Consider the following 20,761-nt stretch of genomic DNA (forward strand, 5'->3'; position numbering starts at 1 on the left):
GGCCCGCATGACTCAACTTCCTGGCGTTTCCTATGTCATGCCCGTGCTGAACGAAGCGGACTACCTTGAAGAAGCGGTAAGTTCGATCTTGGGGCAGGACTATTCTGGCGAGAAGGAACTTGTACTGGCATTAGGGCCCAGTACTGATACAACAAACAACGTTGCCCGACGCCTGGCTGATGCCGACGCAAGAATCGTATTAGTCCATAATCCTCTTGGCAGAACACCCATTGGTCTCAACTTGGCTATTCGGGCGTCTACTTTGCCGATAGTTATTCGCGTCGACGCCCATAGCGAGCTGCCGTCGCACTACACACAACGTGGAATCGAAACTCTTTTTCGCGTGAATGCGCACGACGTTGGGGGACTGATGGACGCAAAAGGGCGTACACCTGTCCAGCGAGGAATCGCGGCGGCTTATCATTCGAAGTTTGGTTTTGGCGGACCGGCATATCATTCGGGTGCCCCAGAAGGCCCTGCTGAATCTGCGTACCTCGGTATCTTTCGTCGCGAAGTATTTGAAGAAGTCGGTTACTACAACGAGGAACTATGGCGAGCCCAGGATTGGGAACTCTGCTTGCGTATTCGCCAGGCGGGCCACACCGTTTGGTTCGATCCAGAACTAAAGGTCGGCTACTATCCGCGTGATAGCTTCAAATCCTTGATTAGCCAGTCCAAGGCCTCGGGGACTTGGCGAGCAGAAATTGCGCGGCGCTTCCCTGAAGGTAAGTCGTTGCGCCACGATGTTCCACCACTATTGCTTTTGGGGGTTGCAACGGGACTAGCGGCAACTGTAATTGAGCCGCTAGTTCGCGAAGCAGCCCCAACCGGTGTGAGCGTAGTTCTGAACTTGGCCAAGGCCGTACCTGCGGTCTATGCAGCGATCGCGTTGGCTGCGGGGCTGACTAGCAACGCAAAAGGATTGAAAGACAAGTTGCTGGCAGCATGTGCTTTCCCCGCAATCCATTTGCCTTGGGCTTTTGGATACATCAAGGGTCGTTTTTGCGGGGCAGCCGGCACTGTCGACAAAGGGCGCGTTAGGTAATCATGGTTGAACGTCCAAAGAATCCAACGCTCGAACAGCTGCGTGCGGTCTGCCAACCTCCGGAAGTCCGTGCGCGTAAGAATGCCGAGCACTGGACAGCTGAGCTGTACCTGCGCCATATCTCCATTTACCTCACCGCAATACTGGTGCGCACGCGTATCAGTGCCAATGGCGTTACCGGCTTGATGATTCTTGCGGGTTGGTTCATGTCTCTAGCGCTGTTGATCCCTGGCATCTGGGGACCGTTGCTGGCAGTAATCTTGTCGCAGCTCCAGCTGTATTTTGACTGTTCTGACGGAGAAGTCGCACGTTGGAGGGGAACTCAATCTCCTCGCGGTATTTTCATTGACATGGTTGGGCACCACACAACAGAGGCGCTGATCCCAATTGCTTTGGGCTACCGAGTCTTCAGAGAACTATCTGCGGATGATTCCTCAGTTGAGCAGGCCTGGCCTACACTGTTCATGGCCGCTTGCCTGTCGGTTCTTCTGGTCCTGAACCGTTCGCAGTCACTCATGGTTCATGCGGCCAGAGGCATGGCGGGTCTCGGGAAATTGCCGGATACTGCCGCCGCCAGATCTGTTCCAACAATTTCATTCGTTGGAAAGCTGCGTTCCTTGGCTCGCTTCTTGCCATTCCATAAGTTGCTGCACGCAGTGGAACTATCGCTGATCATTCTTGGTTGCTCGATTGTCTCCGTAATCGTTGGTATTCCAGGAGTCGCTGAAAAGTGGATGGTCTGGATCCTGTTGCCTGCATGCGTCTTGGTGAACTTTGGGCATTTCCTTTCCAATATGGCCTCGTCCCGGCTCAAAGCATAGTTTGACCTAATTCCGTATATCCCACCGCCTTAGAGGACAAATGCCTGCAGAGATCAAGCCGACCATCGGCGTAGTTGTGTTGACCATGGGTAACCGCCCGGTTGAGCTCCGACGCGCCCTGGAATCTTTGCTGGCCCAACGTTCAGTGCTGATTGACGCTGTAGTTGTAGGCAACGGATGGGATCCTACGGATATCCCTGAAGGGATCAAGACTCATTTTCTTCCAGAGAATTTGGGCATTCCGGCCGGCCGCAATGCTGGAGTGAACCAGGTAAATGGCGAATACTTGTGCTTCCTCGATGACGATTCATGGTTCATCGATGAAGATTTCTTGATTACGGCTGTCGAACGGTTCAAGCATTACCCTCGCATGGGGCTGTTGCAGCCGCGCATCACTGATCCGGAAAACGAGGAACAGAATCCACGACGTTGGATCCCGCGATTGAAAAAACGAACGGCAGTGGAACCAAGCAAAGTTTTCCACGTGGGGGAAACTTGCCTAGTGACTACCCGTAGAATTTTTGATTCCACGGGTGGCTGGGCAGGGGGATTTTGGTACGCGCATGAAGGCATCGAACTTGCCTGGCGTGTATGGGACACCGGCACTTACGTCTGGTATGCCGGCGACATGCAGATTGGCCATCCGATCGTGGATCCACGACGCCACGACGAGTTTTATCGTTTGAATGCCCGAAACCGGGTGTGGCTGGCCCGCCGTAACTTGCCCGTGCCGCTGCGTTGGATCTATCCAACAACCTGGATGCTCATTGAGTGCTTGCGGCTGCGACACAACAAAAGCGCTGTGGCCCAGTACTTAGCCGGATGGCGGGCAGGTTGGTCCGGCAGCCCCTGGTACCGTGAACCACGGCCTAAACTTAGATGGAAAACAATAGTTCGCATGACCCTCGCGGGTCGTCTGCCTATTATCTAACGACGAATACAAGTGAGCGCCACTAGCTGAGCAAGCGAAGCTATTACCTTACTTCGAAAGGGACCCATGACTAAAACTGTTTTGACGTACGGAACTTTTGACCTGTTCCATATCGGCCACCTGAATATCCTGAAGCGTCTTAAGGAGAAGGGCGACCGCCTGGTTGTTGGCGTATCCACTGACGAATTCAACGCCATCAAGGGCAAGAAGCCTGTAGTTCCTTTCGAACAGCGTCTTGAGATCGTCCAGGCCATCAAATACGTAGACCTCGCCATTCCCGAAGAGAACTGGGAACAGAAACGTACGGACATCAAGAAGTACGATGCAAAGGTCTTCGGCATCGGCGAAGACTGGATGGGCAAGTTTGACGACCTCGGTGATGAGGTTGAAGTTGTCTACCTTCCACGTACCTCCGGTATCTCGACAACTGAAATGAAACGTGTCCTGAGCGAGTTCGATGAGCGGCATGTCACGTCGTTAAAGAACACATTGGACACTTTGAGCCAGATCGTGAAGGAACTGAGCTAGTAAACTCGTTTAGTTGTAAGTTGTTGTTTTCGAGATTTGAAAGTACTCATGGCTAGCGAGCACATCACAGACTCCATCAAGTCCAGCGTAAAGGGCGCCCTGCAAAAAGTGGGGCGACGTCCGGAAGCAAAACGGATATCCCGTCTGATGGGGCTAACCGGTCGTCCGTCGGCCAATGTGAATGTTGGTGTATCCAATATTCCGGTACCAGGATCTGTAGCGGTTTACTTCGGCGATGGCGCTGACAAGATCTATCAGGTGACTCAGTGGCTTCCGGTGCTTGAAGAACTGCATGAGAAAGAAGAAGTTCTGCTGGTCTTCCGTACTTTGAGTGCTTTCAAAGCGGCGGAGAAATTTACAGACCTGCCACGGATCTATGTTCGCCGATTGACCGATCTCATGGATCTTTATGATGACAATGACCTGAAGCTGGTCATATACACCAACAATTCGCGCACGAATTTCCAGTCCCTGGATCACCCAAGGCTTGTTCACGTGCATGTAAACCATGGTGAGAGCGACAAACTCTCGATGGTTTCGAATAAGGCCAAGGCCTACGACAAGGTTTTTGTCGCAGGCCCTGCAGCCATCAAGCGCCACGAGGCAATGTTGATTGACTTCGAGTTCAACAAATTGGAAGTCACCGGTCGTCCGCAGCTGGATATCAACTTCGAACTTGAATTGGAACCAAGCGAGAAGTTCGATGTCATGTATGCGCCGACGTGGGAAGGGGAAAACGAAGACAACAACTACACCTCGTTGGACAAATACGGTGTTGCCATTGTCGAGTCATTGTTGGAGAACCCTTCTTGGCGCGTCGTCTACAAGCCGCACCCACGAATTCAGGAAAGCAATACTCCTGGCGTTGCTCAGGCACACGCACGCATTCTGGAAATGATCGAAGCTGCCAATGAAGCCGGCGGAGAGCACGCGATATCCGAACAGGGCAATATCTTGGCCATGTTCGAGTCGACCGATGCGCTGATTACCGATGTTTCCAGCGTAGGCCTGGACTACCTGTACCTCCACCCGGGCAATCCGTTAGTCATTTCCGACCGACGTAGTAACCGCGAAATTCTTCACCGCGATGCACCCGTTGCGCAGGCCTGCCACGTGGTAGACCAAGATAGCGTGAAGAACGTTGGAGACCTGCTCGCCGATGCACTGACTCGTGACGGACACAAGGATCAGCGCATTGAAATGCGCCAGTTCTACTTTGGCGACCTGAACCGAGGCGATTCAACTAAGCGATTCCAGGACGTCATTCAGAAGCTGATTGTTGAACGTCAAGGAAAGCTGGAGAACTTCCGGGGTTGGCACAGCTAGAGGTCCGCTGACTCCTTGGTCCCGATTCGTACCATACGAATTGGGACCAATTGCTTTAAGCGCCAGATAATGACAACGCTCCAGTCGAAGCAGACTCTATGGTCATTTGCAGGTGTCCGTGGCGGTTTCAAACTGATTCGAGAGCCCACGGGCGGTAATCTTAGACTGTGGATCACATGAAATGACGGCCACTGCCGTGTGGTGCTAGCGGCCTATTCATGTTGTACACGCGTGATTTCCAAGCTGTTCCGCTGAACGACTTACGCGGGGGATAGCAGCTAAAACATTGAAGGACACTATTCGTGGCAGTTGAAATTCGAGCTATGCAAGACTTGGCGCAGTCAGCGATGCAGACTTTGCGTACCCAGCGGTTGAAGCGTAAGAAGTATCGCTACTACAGCGGCTACCAAGAGCTGAACCTTGCAATTCGTGATGAAGTTCTGCATCTGGACGCTACCGTTGCCCACCCCGTGCAATCAGTTTCGGTATTACACGGTAGCCACATCGTTCTTTCTGTTGCGCCACTTCCGGTTGATCTAGTCAAGAATGGTCACGATGAATCCCATCGAATCCATGCTGAGATCTCTCTGGATCCCCTTCTTGATCGGTGGCAAGGCTATCGCGAACTCGCTTCCAGTGACGAAGAGCCGGAATCCAGCGTTCCTGATTCGGATGACGCAGATGACAACCAAGTGACTCTAGAAAATGACCTGTACGCCGGTACGGTTCGTCTTGCACTGACCTTCAGCTCCGAATTCGATCAATTGCCTCCGGGAATCGCATGGTTGCAGCTAACTGAAGACGGTGAACTGCTCAGGCGCAAAGAGGTCCGGGAACGGATCGACGCCGGGGAACTAATCCTCAACGGCCCTGTTATCGCCCACCGTATTCTGGGGCGGTTCTCGTCGACTACTTTTAGCCATGACACGGTCTATAATTCAGGCGAACGCAGCGTAGGACTTTATATCAATAAGAAGGCCGAAGTGGCTTTGGCCCTGAACCGCCCTCTACGCTTCAAATATCGAATTCGTACTGACATCACCCGGATCCACGACGGCATGCTGTCGTTGGGCGGAGTTCTGGAAACGCAGAGCGACCGGTTGTCCTCAGTCACTTTGCAACTGGTTGGACGTAAATCGGAATTTGCAGTTGAAGTTCCAGCGGAGCTGGTTTTCGACGAAAAGCATGCAGCAAAGCGCTTTGGACGTGCTATCTACAGCTGGTCTGCAACCCTGGATTTCAAATCTGCTGACTGGGAGGCGATCGATCGTGGCGATAACTACGATCTCTATCTGCTGGCGACTTCGAATTCCAGCGGTGAGCTTGCACGCATTCGAGTGACTCGTACCCCGTTTGCCGTGCGCAGCACGACGCGTGCAGATGCGGTGACAATCGGTGAAAAGACTCTAGCGATTTCTCCGTATTTCACCTTCAAAGCAAAATCAACATCGGTGATTCTGGAAGTGTTCGACAAAGAAGCCTTTGCCGTACTTGCTAACGCTAAACAGCGCAGTTTCCCAATCAGCCAGCCATCGGATTCGAAGCCGATTTGGATCGTCGGCGAACTATCCTACAAGGCTCAGGACAACGGGCTGCATCTGTTCAAATACCTGCGCAAAGAACGCCCAGATATTGATGCATACTACGTCATCGATGAGAAAGCTCCCGATTTGCGGAATTTCGATTCCATGGATCACGTCGTTTTCCATGGCAGCAAAGAACATTTTGAATTGGCTATTCGTGCGCAACGAGTCATCGGCACGCACCATGCCGATTACTTGTACCCAACAAGGCACCATAGCTTCTCGTCGCGTTGCCGCGCTACTCGGGTGTTCTTGCAGCATGGCGTCATGGGAACCAAATGGATGGTTCCCAACTACGGCAAGAATTCACCTGGCTTTGCGACGGACCTTTTCATGGTTTCCTCTGAGCGCGAGAAGCAGTACATCGTTAAGGACTTCCTCTACTCGCCTGGCGAAGTCAAGGTCACCGGGCTATCGCGGTTCGATTCCTTGCTGGCGACGGATTTGAGTGTTAACGAGAACATGCTCCTGATCATCCCAACCTGGCGTGATTGGTTGCAGAATGAGGAAGTTTTCCTAGAATCGGACTACCTCGAGCAATGGAAAAACCTGCTTAATTCGGCGGAACTTGCAGAATTAGTCCAGAGGTATGGCCTGGAAGTTGTTTTCTGCCTCCATCCCAACATGATGCAATTCAGGGATCATTTTGCTGGCGCGCCCGCTCGACTAATTGTCCAAGGTGAAATTGACGTCCAGGAACTAATCAAGACCGCGGCAATCATGGTCACGGATTACTCCTCAGTGAACTTTGACTTCAGCTTCCTGCACAAGCCTGTTCACTACTACCAGTTCGATCGCTCTCGCTTCTTGGGACCGAGCGGATCGCATTTGAACTTGGACGACGAATTGCCAGGCCGCATTGCCTTTGACGCAGAAACATTGCTGCATGATCTTTCACGTACCCTGCAACGAGGGAAAGCCATGGAAGACAAGTACCGCCAACGTGCTGACGTGTTCATGACCCATCGGGACCAAAACAATTCGCAACGCATAACGGAAGAAATCGAGCGAGCCGAGCTGCGCGGCAGACCCAACGTTGGCTGGCGTGCCGAATTGCCGGTTAAGTTGAAGAACAAGTTCCGTAGGAACAAGCGGTACTTTGACGTCATGCGCAAGCTATACAAGTTGTACAAGCTTGCTCCCATGGAAGAAGACCTCATCGTCTTCGAATCAGGTCTCGGGAATCAGTACGGCGACTCTCCTCGGTATATTTACGAGGAATTGCTGCGACAAGGTGACACACGTCGCAAGGTATGGGTTTACTCGGGAAAGCACCGCTTCTCCGATCCTTTGACGACTACCGTTAAGCGATTGTCACCGGAATATTTCTGGCACCTCGCACGGGCAAAATACTGGGTGAATAACCAGAGCTTCCCGCACTATGTGAAGCGTCGCGCGAAGGGAGTGTTCCTGCAGACCTGGCACGGAACACCACTCAAGCAGATGGCACTCGATGTTCGCGAAGTTCAAGGCCGCGATGAGGGGTATCTTGAGCGTGTTACACGAGCAACGCGCCAATGGACGCACCTCATTTCGCCTTCTCGCTACACGAGCGAGATCATGCGATCCGCCTATGCATTCTCAGGCGAAGCCGTGGAGCTTGGCTATCCCCGAAACGACATCTTGACCGGTACCGACGTTGCTGAGCAAGAAAAGCGTGTTCGTGATGAGCTTGCGATACCCCCAGGAATCAAGACCGTACTTTACGCGCCGACATTCCGTGACGATGCGGCTTCAAGCCGCGGTAAATTCAGATTCGACCTGCCAATGGATCTGGAGGAGTTCGACCGTCGTTTTGGCGAAGATACCATCTTGATGTTGCGCATGCATGTGCTGGTATCAAATGCCGTGTCGATTCCGGAGAGCCTGCGGCACCGCATTATCGATGTCTCGAGTCATCCAGATATTCAAGAACTGTACCTTGCTTCTGATGTATTGATTACTGATTATTCGTCGGTGTTCTTCGACTACTCGCTGTTGCGACGACCAATTATCTTCTATGCATACGATCTGGAGAACTACCGGGACAATCTGCGTGGTTTCTATTTGGACTACGAGAGTGCGTTGCCTGGCCCAATTGTTGAAGAAGAGAGCGACCTTTGGGATGCACTATCGTCAGCCTTGGCGGGGGCTGATCTGCCAGGGGTGAATCGAGACGAATTCATTGAAAAGTTTGCCCCAAACGATGACGGACATGCTGCGCGACGCGTTGTTGAGCGCTTCTTCAAATAAGGAAGACTCCGCAGCTTATTGAAATTGTGTTGCCGGGCCTCTTGCAGGCCCGGCACCACTATGCTACTGAAGCTGGCTAGTGATCAGTGACGCTGTCTTCTTGCACTAGCGCCAGCGTTTCTGCAATGAAACGTTGCATGCTGGCACCGGGGGAAACGTCGCCAAAGTAGTAATTGACCAGTCCTCGTAGCTGCGGGTTGCTGCCGGCCAAGGCCTCTCGCGCTAGCCGGCTGATTTCCGTTGCCGACGCAGCTGTAAGGGCAGGCACCTGTTGCAGCGCTGGAGTTTCATCAACGGTAGGCTCGGTGGACACTGGTTGCGTCACGAACATTGGTTTCCCTGTCGCCAAAAAGTCATAAGCAACTGCGGAAATGTCAGTCACGCAAAGGTCGGCAGCTGACCACTGCCAGCCCCAGTGGGCCGAGTCATCGAAAATGAATTGGGCTTTTGAAGTTTCGCTGTGCGCCCTCAGCTGTTTTCGGATTCTTTCTACGCCTTGCCCATAGGGTTTCGCACCCATTCCAGAACGTGGATGGGGACGAAAAATAACGTTGAATCCGCCGTCCTTGATCAGGGCGTCAATTAATTGTTCACCATGGGATAGTACTGAGCCATAATTCATGGAAGGCCGGTCGCCTTCCCACGTTGGGGCATAGAGAAGTGTTGGTAGTTCCTTATTCAGGTTCACCGGCGACGCATAATCCACATCTATTTGCGGACGCCCAATTAACCGGCATCGCAACGAAGCGTCGAAATTGCGCAAGTGATTTACCAGGCGATCTTTAGCTGCTTCACCGGCTGAAAATACATAATCGTAGGCCTTGAGCTGGTTGGACCACATGTAGGCTTTTTCGCTTTCGCCATGGCAGATGAAGACATGATTAGGCGCATTGAACCGCATGATTTGAAAGTTCCGGATATTTTGATTCACGTAGAACACCACACGTAGATCCTGGGATTGCATGAATCGCTCAACATCTACAACGGCGGGGGCGAAGTGAATCGGTAGCGGGCATTCCTTGCGCAGCGACAGTGCAGTATCAGGACTTCGTACGATGATTACCACCGGCACGAATTCTGCCAAGGCTAAAAGCGGTTCGTACCATTGCCTGATCTGGTAGGCGTTGGCCATCTCATCGGGAAAGTGCAGCGCTACCTTGTACCGGTCAGCGTCCACGGGCAGGTGACGTAGTTCTGTTGCGTGGTTCTGAATGAACTTCAGGTGTCGCCGTGTCTCAAAGCGCGATTGCACTTTCTTGACGACGCTATTGACGGTTCGTAACACTTTCACAGAGAATCCCTCACCACTTAATTCGAAGCATGACCAAGCATAATTCGCTGGGCAGGCTTTCTTCGGGACGTTTGCTATAAGCCGTTTTGCGTCGCGCTCGCCCGTGGCGTTACTCCGATTCTTCTTCGAAGTCCGCGGCCCGGATTGCAAGGTCGGGAATGTTGGATTAGCAACGCGTGCAAGTAGGGATTGGCAGGTCGTCTACGATATGCTGTGGTGAGTGCAACACCGGCATCGAGCTCTGAAAACTGGTTTCAGTTTGGGAACTTGGCCTACGGCAAGCTAAGATGAAATGTCGGACTATGTTTCTATAGGAGTCATCATTAGCGAAAAGCGTTCTGATCGATCGTCACACGGCGAACTCGATCGCAACTCGCCTCTGGTTTTTTCAACCAGGGAGCTCGGCCGTTCGCCTGGCTCAATGAAAACTCTCAATGAGCAGGTTTCGGCACCCGCAGATGTGGGAAATGCACTCATCGGTATTCGTGGAGGATCTGAGCTTGACTTAGATCTTCGCTTTGAAGCCGTGCATGAAGGAATTCTGGTATCGGGTACCGCTACAGCGCAAATCGCTGGGGAATGTGGACGATGCTTGGAGCCCATCGAGTACGACTTCGAGGCTGATATTCAAGAGCTCTTCTATTATGAAGAGAGCGAAGAATTCGAAGACGATGATGATGTGGATCAGTATTGGGTGGTCGGTGACTTGATTGACATCGATCCGGTAGTACGGAGCGCAGTGGTTACCGCCCTGCCGTTCCAGCCGGTTTGCCGGGAAGATTGCTTGGGGCTCTGCAGTGAATGCGGAATCAGTCTCAACGATGACCCTCAGCATGATCATGAGATCCTGGATCCACGTTGGGCAGCGCTAGCGCAGCTGTCCGACATTGTCGCAGAGGATGCGACAAATGATAAAACGTCAGACAAGAGAGAAGAGAAGTAGTCGTGGCTGTTCCAAAGCGGAAGATGTCCCGTGCGAATACTCGTGCCCGCCGTTCTCAGTGGAAGGCTACCGCACCGAACCTGGTGAAGACCGTTGAAAACGGTCGCGTAACCTACAGCCTGCCTCACCAGGCTAAGGTTGTCACCGACTCGGCTGGTACCGAATTGTTCCTTGAGTACAAGGGTCGCAAGGTCGCAGACGTCTAAGACATGTCTTCAAAAGAAGAACTTATGAAGCGTCTCGGAATCAATATTGATTCCGAGACGTTTCGTCTTGCATTTACCCACCGCTCATATTCCTATGAGAACGGTGGCATTCCAACGAATGAACGCCTTGAATTCTTAGGTGATTCAATTCTTGGCTTCTGCGTTGCAGAATACCTATACGCAACTTTCCCGAATTTGCCAGAAGGCGATCTCGCGAAGCGGCGAGCGGCTATTGTCAGTACCCGCGCCTTGGCGATCATTGCCCGTGATTTGGAAGTGGGGGAGCACCTGCTCCTAGGACGTGGGGAAGCCCAGTCCAACGGAGCCAATAAATCCTCCATTCTGGCAGACACCATGGAAGCAATTCTTGGGGCCACCTACTTGGTTCAAGGCATGGAAGCTGCGCGCTCGTTTGTGCTTCGCTTCGTCACTCCACTGCTGGAAGATCATCGGCTGCTGGGCGCGACGACTGACTGGAAAACTGTAATCCAGGAAGAAGTAGCCTCCCAAAAGCTAGGCGAGATGCACTACCAGGTCAGTGGTTCCGGTCCTGACCACGCACGCACTTACCTTGCCGAACTCCGCATCGGAAACGAGGGATACGGCCAGGGGCATGGGCCATCCAAGAAGGAAGCTGAGCAGGAAGCGGCACACAAGACTTGGCTGTTGCTGCATCCAGGTGAGCAGCTACCTAAGGGATAGCATTTAGTTCATGCCAGAACTGCCAGAAGTTGAAGTGGTCCGAGAAGGACTGGATAAGTGGGTTCGCACTCGAACGGTACTAACCGCTCAAGTGCTGGACCCGCGGTCCGTCCGCCGTCATACCGACGGCGTTGAAGATTTTGAACAGACATTGAGCGGTTGCTCTATCGCTTCCGTGGTTCGCCGGGGCAAGTTCCTCTGGATGGACCTCGAAGGCCTTTCAACTCCAGCAGCATTGGTTGCCCACCTCGGCATGAGCGGCCAACTACTTATCGAAGAACCTGATGCTCCCGATGAGAAACATCTGAAAGTCAGGCTCTCACTCAGCGAAAGATCCGATTTCCCCAGCGAACTGCGTTTCGTAGACCAGCGTATCTTTGGGGGAATGTTCGTCTCCCCACTGGTTGCAACAACCGATGGGTTGCCTGCCGGAGCCGGGTCGCTAAAAGCATTGATCCCACAGGCGGCCGCTCACATTGCCAGAGACGTGATGGATCCTCACCGCAAGCCCGAAGACCTGTACGTCGCGCTTCGCAAAAAGACGACAGAACTCAAGAGAGCCATTCTGGACCAGGGGATCATTTCCGGAGTCGGCAACATCTATGCGGATGAAGCACTCTGGCAAGCAGGCCTTTCAGGTTTGCGCAACACTGGCACTATCAGGCGTCCAGAAGTGCAACGCCTCAACGATGCTTTGGTTGATGTGATGACACGCGCCCTCGCCGCTGGTGGTACGAGCTTCGATTCTCTGTACGTGAATGTTAACGGCGCTAGCGGTTATTTCGCCAGGTCCTTGAACGCCTACGGGCGCGAAGGCAAAGCCTGTTTGCGTTGCAGAGAAAACGGCCGTGAATCTCTGATTCGTCGTGATCCCTTCATGGGCCGTTCTTCCTACAGCTGTCCCGTGTGCCAGCCGCGACCACGCCGAACAAGACGTTAGCTGCGATTCCAAAGTATCGTTTACTCGTGGCTGGCACTCCCGGGGCTCCGATCAAGAGGCAACACGCGATTCGTGCTAGCCATGGGAAGTCAATTCACATGTTCGATGAACAACGACTACGTGATCCTGAACCCCACAGTGACGATTCCGTCCCAGGCTGAAGGCTGTGCGGATTGTCCGCAAAAGTCCGAAACTTTATCGACAAGTGGTTGTGCCGCAGACTCTGAACTAGCGGCAACAAATAATTCAAGTGCACCATCCGGGCGGCTTGTAATTTTACCTGAAATGCCTCCAATTCGTGCTAATTTCTTGATGGTTCTACCTGAATATGGACGTAACTGAACAGAACCGCTCTCAGAGTCGAAAAGGTACCTTTGGCGAAACGGAAAACCGTGCTTAGGCAGTGCGGGTAACGTTAGTTTCGAAGCCAAACCTTCTGCGAACAGATTACGCACCGCAGAGGGATCAAAGCGGATCGTTTTGAACGAGTCACCGGTGGGCCTGGAAGAGCTAGGGAAGAACGAGTCAAGTATGGCTTTTGGAACGTCGCGACCAGTGCCGATCGATGGATACATATTCACGCCAATCTGTGGCCGCGAATTGATTTCAATTATCACGTAGTTTGTCTCTTCAGATCCGTCGTAGAGCACGTCTACTCCAGCTATATGGATATTTGGGAGAACGCGCACTGCTCGTATCGCGGCTTCCTTGATAGCATCAGGAATAGTCTCTGTTACGTCCTGGACATCGCCACCGGCAGATGCATTTGCAACCCTGCGTAATGTCACTTGTTGATTTTTCCGTGGAATAGTGTCAATGGTCAGTCCTTGGTCCGTCAGACACTTGCGGACCTCGTAATCAACTTTGATTAACCCAGAACCCAAAAATGGATTTCTGGTCCGACGGTTGTTTTTGATGGCGATTAGTTCTTCAATGGTGGATCTTCCATCACCAACAATATTGGCGGGTATCCGCTTGACCGCGCCGACAACACGATTTCCTATCACAAGTAGACGGTAGTCGTCTCCTCCATGATGACGCTCTAAAAGGATAGTATCTTGTTTAAGCATGACAGTCAGTTCATGGAAAGCATCCCGAAGTTCGTTCCAATCGTTGAGGTTCGAGAAGACACCACGGCCCATTGAACCTTGATTCGGCTTCAAAACGAGAGGATATCCCATTATTAAACCGAGTTCACGCAGCTGTTCGTATGTTGTGTTCGATGTCTCTAGCAGAATACTCCGTGGCGACGGTATTGCGTGTCTTGCGAGTATCTGGTTGGTTTCTCCCTTTCTATCGAGGCGAAGATAGTCTGCTCGTGGGGTAAGTGAGTCGGGCCTAGCGAAATTGAAGTCGATCTTAGTGGTGCCATCTGAAATGGAGTAGAGGTGTAGCTCGGGCGCCGTGAATGTCACTTCTAGTCCTCGTCGCCATGCTTCTAAAGCGATCGCGAAACTTGAAAGGCCACTACTCCCCAAGCGCCGGCCCATCAATCGAGATGAGAAGTGAACGGGCCAAACTACTACCATGCTTATCTCCTTCGAAGGGGGCACCCAACTAATCTATGTTCTCGTAATCATTGTTTCACGGATGGTCGTCAACTGAATCGTGACCCAACGCGTTCGTCTCCCCCGAGTTTGGCTGAAGTTATTCTATTCGTAAGTGACACAGCTGCGCGATTTATTCTGCCTATATTTTTGATTGTAGAAGTGCGAATCTTAAGCTAGCAGCTGGGGACACGCATCGCATATAATCAATAGTTCTACGCCACCACTTGCGCGGTGGAGAACCCGCATTCAACAATGTTGCTAACCTAGGGGACAAGAACCCAGTCGGACGTGAAAGCCTTCATGGCATGGTTTGCACCCTTAGGAAAAATTCTGGCTCGGTATCTACCTTTCCGCGTTACAGTGAAGGCCATACTTTTAACCAACCCTCGGTGCTCGTGTACTAGTTCGTTTTCGTAGTAAATACGGATCACTGCTCGTGTGTCTTTGCTGCAACGATCAAGTCGAAGAACATGGTTAAGGCAAAGCAGAGTACCAAACTGTGATCTTTGACGATCCTTCACTTCGACTCCTTCCTGTGGAATGGAAGGGAGGGCACTAGAAACCTTTGGAGTCTCCTGCAGGCTAGTTATTTGCTTTGGGGTGGAGTTTCCAAGCTTCTTCGCTTCAAAGTCGAAGGTTGTGATGAGGGTAGTTACACTTTCCGACCGGCCCTCGAATATAACTTGAATCTGTGAGCCAGGGACTTTGTGACCAAAACTCGGAAAGCGCCATCCTCGCGGACGAGATCCACTCCGCCCGGTAAAGCGAACGATCTTCTGGATATCGACGCCAGAAAAATCGAGCCTGATGACAGGTAAGGAATCGATACAACCTATGACATAATTCTCAAAGATTTCAACTCTGAGAAACGGACCAAAATTCCAAATTAATGAGTAGATATGGTTAGATTCTGAAATTAGTTTGTCTACCACTCGGATGCGTTGCAGATCATCGGACATGAATAATGATCGATTATGGATAGTGCCGGTGAACCTGGAGTTTGATGCTCTTACATAAATTTCCCCGAGTTCTCCGACTCGGCTGCGAGTCATCGACACATGGTCATATTTTCTGTCATGCCGGGGTAAAGATTTATGGTCCAGCACAATTGAATTGTGTGCAAATTGACTGAAAGCATACTTTGTCATGGCATCTTGCATTTGATAGCCGAAAGGTCCAGCTTCAGTCAGTATTTCGTAGCCATATTTCCAAAGGTACACGTGGAGATCATCCGAATGTTTGTGGTAGGCCCCGTTGTATGCAGCTATAAACGCCAGATATCCAGCCGAACTATCGCTCCAAGACGTGCGATGAAAAAAGTATCCAGAGACCGGTTCCGACAATGTGCGGGTACCGGGTTCACTACCTCGCGAACCGCAAGCAGACACGTAAGCAAACTCCTCGCTATTGAAAACGTTGTTCCGTGCTCCTGAAAGAGCAACTTGCGCAGTATCACTTAGGGGGAGAAATTTCCCGTCTGGTTGAACACAATGAATCGTATGCGATTCGGCACTCGCGAGTATCTTGCTTAGCTCAGGGGGAATAACACCGAAAGCAGCCTCCATGAACAATGAGTGTTCGTGAATATGTCTAGCTATCATTAGGTGATAGGACGGACTGTGTTCGATATGCACTCCTTCGGACGTGAAGGAATATGCAAAATACTCAGAAATACGCGTCAGGGAGCGGGCTAAGAAGTTGGATCGAGTGGCATGCTCTGCCCAGTCAGCATAAACTGCATAGTCTCGCAGAGACTTTGCCTGGAACATACCGTGATTGTTTTTTCCAGCATAGAAATCGTCTGTGTACAGGAGTGCCGCGGTTTGGTCCATTAAACGTTGTAGTTCACTGATCAAACGGGTTCTTTTATGCCTCATACAAAGGTGATGTAAATGGATAGCTGCAGCTAATCTTTGCGCGGTGGTTTCATCATGATAAACAGTCTTGTAGCTTAAATCGGATTCCTGCAATGAGCCATATTGTTCAATCCAGATTAGAACGAAATTTTCAACATGGTCGAAGTCTTCGGCGGAGGACTCCAAAGCTGCGTACCACCCAGAAAGAAATATCCACCCCTGTACAAAACGATTCACGCTATTGTTATTCGATAGTTGAATAATTCCATTCACTAATATCTCCACAGATCCCCAGTTGGGATGTGAGAGCGAGCCGGACAGAGTAAAATTCTGGAGATTCCTGAGTGTGCTCACGGTTGAACTTGATTTAAAACGATTCACGATGTACTGACGAATGCGGATTTGGTCCAGAGAATCGAAGACGTCAGGATCGTTGATATTTCTCTCCAATGAAAACAACTTTCTACGTGATCCTCTGGAAGTTCAGAGAGGAGTGCTATCTAGTGAATGTAGAGTCAAATGCAAGATATTGACACTTCAATAAATTTTATCATTGAGTCACCAGCAGACATATTTTTCTGAAAGCGATGGAGTACTATTTCCATTCAGTAAAAAGTACCCGCGCGGAAACACTAAGGATTAATTTGGGCGAAAGAACTTCTCGAAGCTCACAAAAATCGAGAGGTGCTTGAAGGGTTGATAGCAGACTCGGGCGTCAAGATCCACGCAAGATCACGAAAAGTCGACCACTGTTTACCGTACGCGGTTTGATGCCACTGTCTTTCGAGAGAAAGATGACACCATACCCAAGAAGTAGCCTTCCGAAGATCGTGACCGTGCCGTACAGCTGGTCCTGGATCGGCTCCCCGAACACCCATGCGTGCACGCGGCTTGCAAGGTCTTTTCTCCGATACTGGATGCCGGTCCCGAGTCCTTGCGTCGTTGGGTGTTCCAGACCCAGGTTGACACCGGAGTGAAAGATCGGTCAACCACCGATTATCAGGATTAGCGCAAGCGCCAACCTGCCCAAAACCGGGATCTGAAGCAAGTCAATGAAACCCTGAGGATTACATCGATTCTCTTCGCGATGAAGCTGGACCCTCGCCGACGCTGATCTGCCGGGGCATTGAACAGTTCAGGGCCGAAGGTCATGTGGTCGAGTTGATCTGCGCCGTCCTCCGCCAGCAGGCGTGCGGGTCGATGCACGAACCAGCGGGTCTGGAAAACAAGACAGCGGGCACTGCGCGCCATCGAGGACGCCTAGATCATCGACTCGTGGCGCGGGCGCCGCGATCCAGATGCTAGGGGAGCGGCTTGGGCCGGAAATCCTCTACAGTCGTCAGAAGATTGCCGCATAGCTGCGCCGCAGCGGCTTCCCCGTGCTCTCCAAACACACGGTTGACCGGCTAATGCGGGACACGGGCACGAACGGCCTGGTCAGAAGACACGCCCTGCATCGCCACCCGTGACGGTGTATGTTCAAAAGTCAGCTCGGTGAGCTTTATCTGGTTAATTTTCAGGTCGCAATCCAGCCCGTTGATCTGTTGTGCGCTGGACGTACAGCTTCACCGAGGGCGATACCAGTGCCAAGTGGCTCATCTCGTTCGCGCCATGTTGTCATACTCTTGCTCTGCATTGCGCTCAGCGGCTTGCGGGCATTCATATTTGAATCATTCGCCCGTATCAGCCTCGCCAGTGCGTTATTGACTCGAAGCCGATCAGTAATCATCTGGTCGCGCCTGACGCTATGTACTCTAAGCGCGGTCTGCACATCGCCTGCTCGACGGTCACACAGCTTTTCAAGATCCATTACTAGTGCCGATCTAGTTGCTGTATTTTCGTCCAGATTGTCTGTTTTCCCTTGCCTCGGAGCCATTTGGCTGAAGGAGTGGGCGCTTCAACCACACCACATATCTTTCCGGCGTTAGTCGTTCGGACATGTCGGCTCCGTAAGAACCGGTGGACTCGCCCAAGATAAGAACAGTGTCGATATTGTCCTCGGTTCGGCGCCTGATCCAGGTTGCTACATGGGTGAGGCCGGTGGAACTGGTCGAGAAGGTTTCTTGAGCCAGAACCCGACCTGAAGCCGATTCGAAAATCGCGTATGCATGCGTTGCTGCGTGAGTGTCCACGCAGAAATTAAATTGCTAGTGATCAGCCGTAATTGGCATAAGATGCCGCCTTCTTGTGAGCCGTGTCGTGTCCGATATCGGCCCGGGAGAAGTTCACTACGAGGCAGGCCTGTATGGGGCCACAATCCACGAAGATTGGGGTTGGCTTCTAGTCAGGCCGTCGCGGTAGGCGGGGTCGATGCCTGTCCGTCCAGCCAGACGGACAGATACCGGAAATGACACCCTTTAGGAGGCAATTGGTTCATGAGTCACATCGGGTCCAAGGAACCAATATCACCCTGCCAGCTAGTCCCAGGCCAGCCCCTACAAACAGTTACAGACGGTTCAGAAGGGATTGCGAGCCCTACTTTTCTTTCAGGTTCACCTCGCTATAAGTCGAAGAGGGCTTACCGCTAATAAACTCGTATTCTGCTGGCGCACCAGCAGTATTCGCTTCTATGATCCTATGGATAGATAAAGGCTAGACGTCGTGACACGGATGGATAGCCGAGAGTAGAAATGTCCCCTCCTTCAGGAAGTATGCAAGATACCGGAAACGTCTGAGAATACTTCGTTGTTCTCTGGAAATTTCCTGGTGCCTATCGAAACCTGCATTGCTGAAAGTGTTTCTAACTTTCGATAAAGTAAAATTCTGCTCGAAGTGGAGATGTTCTATGGATCGCAGATGGCCGGATGATGACTAATTTGTATAAGCTGCTGCTGCTGCTATGAACTTCAGGTGCATTTCGAAAGATAAGTTATCAAGGTGTTATATTGGGCGAATGGATAATATTTCTGTCCCAGAAGCTGCGGATTCCAAAACGATAACTCGCACCGTTGCGCCCGTCATCAGATATGACCCATTGCGACAAGACGGCGCTAAAATGGCTCTCCTGAACGGGCAATCCACAAACGTTGTCGGAGATAGAAGATACACGATAGACGGAGCGGCTATATTCGACGGCCGCGTCATTTCGGCTCGTGAGAATCTAGATTCTCTCGTCCCGTTGATCGCTGGTAGTGATACGCTTCGGAGCACCGGAGCAAGCTGGATATCTCGGACCCGCAACCCCAATGCTCTATTTGTGGTGGACGAGACGAACCAAGAAGCCGTAGTGGTGCCAGACCCGCTCGGCGGCGCGATAGTCTACTACTACAATGTAGAAGGGAAATACTATGCGTCAACAGATATAGCTTCATTGAATAGCGCATTGCAAGCTGACGGTGTTCGAACGACTAAGTCATACAATTTCCAAGTCGAACGACTTTTAATTGGTAATTGTGGTACTAGTGATTCTAGCTATGACGAGATTCAGACACTAGATTCATTTGAATTCATCCAGATCAAATCTGGAACATTCCAAATAGTTAATATGAGAAATGAACTTTTGGAAAGCAACTCAGAATCTTATTTCGAGCTGCTCAGGAAGACGCGGCAAGACATTGTCGAGAACGTTGTTGCTGTCGCAGGGTCTCGTTCTCAGATGAAAACCGCTCACATTACCGGCGGGTTTGATTCGCGTCTGGTGCTAGGAGCAATCACCCACGCAGGAGTAAAGGATAAGTTCAGATTTTTCTGTTCCGGTCCCGAGAAAACTCGGGATCGAATCATCGCGGATGGCTTGACCGAGCAATACGGATTAAAAAGGACAACTGGTCCAGGACTTGTCCCTGGACCAGCGCATTCCATCACTGAGCGACTTTTAGGTCCGCTATTTCACAGTGGGGGAATTCTTACCACAGGTCCTAATGGTAGAGAGATCCCAGTCGACGTTGTTGCTGTCGGTGGTGGATACGGCGAAATGTACCGAACCGTCTATGCAGACCGATTCGCCGAAATTGACAGGAATGATCCGAATGCAGCTATGCGGTCGATGCTTCCATGGTCTAACAAAGATTCTACGTATATTTCAGAGGAAGCCTGGGCCTCCTTATCACGGTCGATCAACGCAAAATGGCAGTCGGTCGCCGATCAGTACGAAGAAAAGGATTTCCGGGGTGATGCCCTTTGGATACATCGTCGCGCTAGGTTTCACTTTGGACAAGGTTCGATGGCCTGGAGCCGCGTAGGGACCCGAATCGATCCGGCTTATTCCCTCCATGGATTCAGGCTCGCAATGTCAACACCAATTCTCCTACGTTCGGGTAATGCCCTAGGCTACGATCTCATGCAATCATTCGATCCGGATCTGGTTAGCTTCGAGTTTGATAAACCGCGCTTTGAATCTGACGAATTCCAGAACTTGAGACGATTCAATGGTGTGCGTTCGTTGCCTTTGGGCAGACCGAGTTCTTATGAAAATGCTCCCAGCACGCCTCATACCAAGAATCGTGTCATTCCTAACACGTTGGATCCATTTATTTTGGACGATAAGAATCCCACTGCCGCGGAGAGAGCAAAATTCGTCGAGCAGGCAAACCGTCTTGGCGTTAATTTTTGGCAGTCCGCTAGTTATACTGATGCTCAATCTGTTTTGACCAGGATGTTAGCGGATAAACAAATTCGTGGAGCGGCACCGGACTTAAACTGGGCGTACGTAAACGACCTATTGAAAGACAAACCCTTAACTCGTGGACGAATCAGGGATATATATTCGGTAGTCGCCTTAATCTCCTGGCATGCATCATAACAAAACTGGGCACCGTTCTTTACCCTTTTCTCGTATAAATCGTGGGGTAAAGAACGGTCCATGGCA

The 20,761-nt window shown here is 51.4% G+C and carries 14 protein-coding genes; 11 read left to right on the plus strand and 3 right to left on the minus strand.

The window, feature by feature from the left end; translation table 11 throughout:
• Positions 1–7 precede the first annotated feature (7 nt).
• From ACFVHU_RS00225 to ACFVHU_RS00250, 6 genes are all read left to right on the plus strand, one after another.
• Entirely contained in the window at positions 8–1,045 is a 1,038-nt protein-coding gene (locus ACFVHU_RS00225; protein ID WP_388021784.1) for a glycosyltransferase family 2 protein, read from the plus strand.
• A gap of 2 nt (positions 1,046–1,047) precedes the next feature.
• Positions 1,048–1,866, plus strand: a complete 819-nt coding sequence (locus ACFVHU_RS00230; protein WP_388021786.1) for a CDP-alcohol phosphatidyltransferase family protein — start codon at positions 1,048–1,050, stop codon at positions 1,864–1,866.
• Positions 1,867–1,906: 40 nt separating this feature from the next.
• Positions 1,907–2,797: a glycosyltransferase family 2 protein gene (locus tag ACFVHU_RS00235; protein ID WP_388021788.1), complete on the plus strand. Its 891-nt coding sequence runs from the start codon at positions 1,907–1,909 to the stop codon at positions 2,795–2,797.
• Positions 2,798–2,863: 66 nt separating this feature from the next.
• Positions 2,864–3,325: an adenylyltransferase/cytidyltransferase family protein gene (locus ACFVHU_RS00240; RefSeq protein ID WP_134780344.1), complete on the plus strand. Its 462-nt coding sequence runs from the start codon at positions 2,864–2,866 to the stop codon at positions 3,323–3,325.
• Between the two features lie 48 nt (positions 3,326–3,373).
• Positions 3,374–4,651, plus strand: a complete 1,278-nt coding sequence (locus tag ACFVHU_RS00245; RefSeq protein WP_388021791.1) for a CDP-glycerol glycerophosphotransferase family protein — start codon at positions 3,374–3,376, stop codon at positions 4,649–4,651.
• A 302-nt stretch (positions 4,652–4,953) separates the two neighbouring features.
• A complete protein-coding gene (locus ACFVHU_RS00250; protein WP_388021793.1) occupies positions 4,954–8,466 on the plus strand; it encodes a CDP-glycerol glycerophosphotransferase family protein in 3,513 nt (1,170 codons plus the stop codon).
• 76 nt (positions 8,467–8,542) lie between these two features.
• On the opposite strand, the gene ACFVHU_RS00255 is transcribed toward ACFVHU_RS00250, so the two are convergent.
• Positions 8,543–9,751: a CDP-glycerol glycerophosphotransferase family protein gene (locus tag ACFVHU_RS00255; RefSeq protein WP_388021795.1), complete on the minus strand. Its 1,209-nt coding sequence runs from the start codon at positions 9,749–9,751 to the stop codon at positions 8,543–8,545.
• Positions 9,752–10,178: 427 nt separating this feature from the next.
• Between ACFVHU_RS00255 and ACFVHU_RS00260 the strand changes: the two genes are divergently transcribed.
• Genes ACFVHU_RS00260 through mutM form a run of 4 tightly spaced genes read left to right on the plus strand, consistent with a single transcriptional unit; the run spans position 10,179 to position 12,548 of the window.
• Positions 10,179–10,700, plus strand: a complete 522-nt coding sequence (locus ACFVHU_RS00260) for a DUF177 domain-containing protein (protein ID WP_181148963.1) — start codon at positions 10,179–10,181, stop codon at positions 10,698–10,700.
• Between the two features lie 2 nt (positions 10,701–10,702).
• The gene (rpmF, locus tag ACFVHU_RS00265) at positions 10,703–10,906 is read left to right on the plus strand and encodes a 50S ribosomal protein L32 (RefSeq protein WP_013348816.1); all 204 of its coding nucleotides are present in this window, start codon (positions 10,703–10,705) and stop codon (positions 10,904–10,906) included.
• A gap of 3 nt (positions 10,907–10,909) precedes the next feature.
• Entirely contained in the window at positions 10,910–11,608 is a 699-nt protein-coding gene (gene rnc / locus ACFVHU_RS00270) for a ribonuclease III (RefSeq protein WP_388021798.1), read from the plus strand.
• A 10-nt stretch (positions 11,609–11,618) separates the two neighbouring features.
• The gene (gene mutM, locus ACFVHU_RS00275) at positions 11,619–12,548 is read left to right on the plus strand and encodes a bifunctional DNA-formamidopyrimidine glycosylase/DNA-(apurinic or apyrimidinic site) lyase (RefSeq protein WP_388021800.1); all 930 of its coding nucleotides are present in this window, start codon (positions 11,619–11,621) and stop codon (positions 12,546–12,548) included.
• Between the two features lie 116 nt (positions 12,549–12,664).
• Here mutM and ACFVHU_RS00280 read toward each other — a convergent pair whose 3' ends face one another.
• Entirely contained in the window at positions 12,665–14,077 is a 1,413-nt protein-coding gene (locus tag ACFVHU_RS00280) for a hypothetical protein (protein ID WP_388021802.1), read from the minus strand.
• A gap of 284 nt (positions 14,078–14,361) precedes the next feature.
• On the minus strand, positions 14,362–16,413 hold the full coding sequence (locus ACFVHU_RS00285) for a heparinase II/III family protein (protein WP_388021804.1): 2,052 nt from the start codon (positions 16,411–16,413) through the stop codon (positions 14,362–14,364).
• 2,434 nt (positions 16,414–18,847) lie between these two features.
• Here ACFVHU_RS00285 and ACFVHU_RS00290 point away from each other — a divergent pair.
• Positions 18,848–20,695, plus strand: a complete 1,848-nt coding sequence (locus ACFVHU_RS00290) for a hypothetical protein (protein ID WP_388021806.1) — start codon at positions 18,848–18,850, stop codon at positions 20,693–20,695.
• Positions 20,696–20,761: the final 66 nt, after the last annotated feature.

Source organism: Glutamicibacter sp. NPDC127525 (assembly GCF_042672105.1).
Classification (GTDB): domain Bacteria; phylum Actinomycetota; class Actinomycetes; order Actinomycetales; family Micrococcaceae; genus Glutamicibacter.

What these genes read in the sequence shown, in the direction of transcription:
- rnc (WP_388021798.1), top strand. Translation starts at nt 10,910, where the DNA reads ATGTCTTCAAAAGAAGAACTTATGAAGCGTCTCGGAATCAATATTGAT.
- ACFVHU_RS00230 (WP_388021786.1), top strand. Translation starts at nt 1,048, where the DNA reads ATGGTTGAACGTCCAAAGAATCCAACGCTCGAACAGCTGCGTGCGGTC.
- ACFVHU_RS00260 (WP_181148963.1), top strand. Translation starts at nt 10,179, where the DNA reads ATGAAAACTCTCAATGAGCAGGTTTCGGCACCCGCAGATGTGGGAAAT.
- ACFVHU_RS00240 (WP_134780344.1), top strand. Translation starts at nt 2,864, where the DNA reads ATGACTAAAACTGTTTTGACGTACGGAACTTTTGACCTGTTCCATATC.
- ACFVHU_RS00245 (WP_388021791.1), top strand. Translation starts at nt 3,374, where the DNA reads ATGGCTAGCGAGCACATCACAGACTCCATCAAGTCCAGCGTAAAGGGC.
- ACFVHU_RS00235 (WP_388021788.1), top strand. Translation starts at nt 1,907, where the DNA reads ATGCCTGCAGAGATCAAGCCGACCATCGGCGTAGTTGTGTTGACCATG.
- ACFVHU_RS00290 (WP_388021806.1), top strand. Translation starts at nt 18,848, where the DNA reads ATGGATAATATTTCTGTCCCAGAAGCTGCGGATTCCAAAACGATAACT.
- ACFVHU_RS00280 (WP_388021802.1), bottom strand. Translation starts at nt 14,077, where the DNA reads ATGGTAGTAGTTTGGCCCGTTCACTTCTCATCTCGATTGATGGGCCGG.
- mutM (WP_388021800.1), top strand. Translation starts at nt 11,619, where the DNA reads ATGCCAGAACTGCCAGAAGTTGAAGTGGTCCGAGAAGGACTGGATAAG.
- ACFVHU_RS00225 (WP_388021784.1), top strand. Translation starts at nt 8, where the DNA reads ATGACTCAACTTCCTGGCGTTTCCTATGTCATGCCCGTGCTGAACGAA.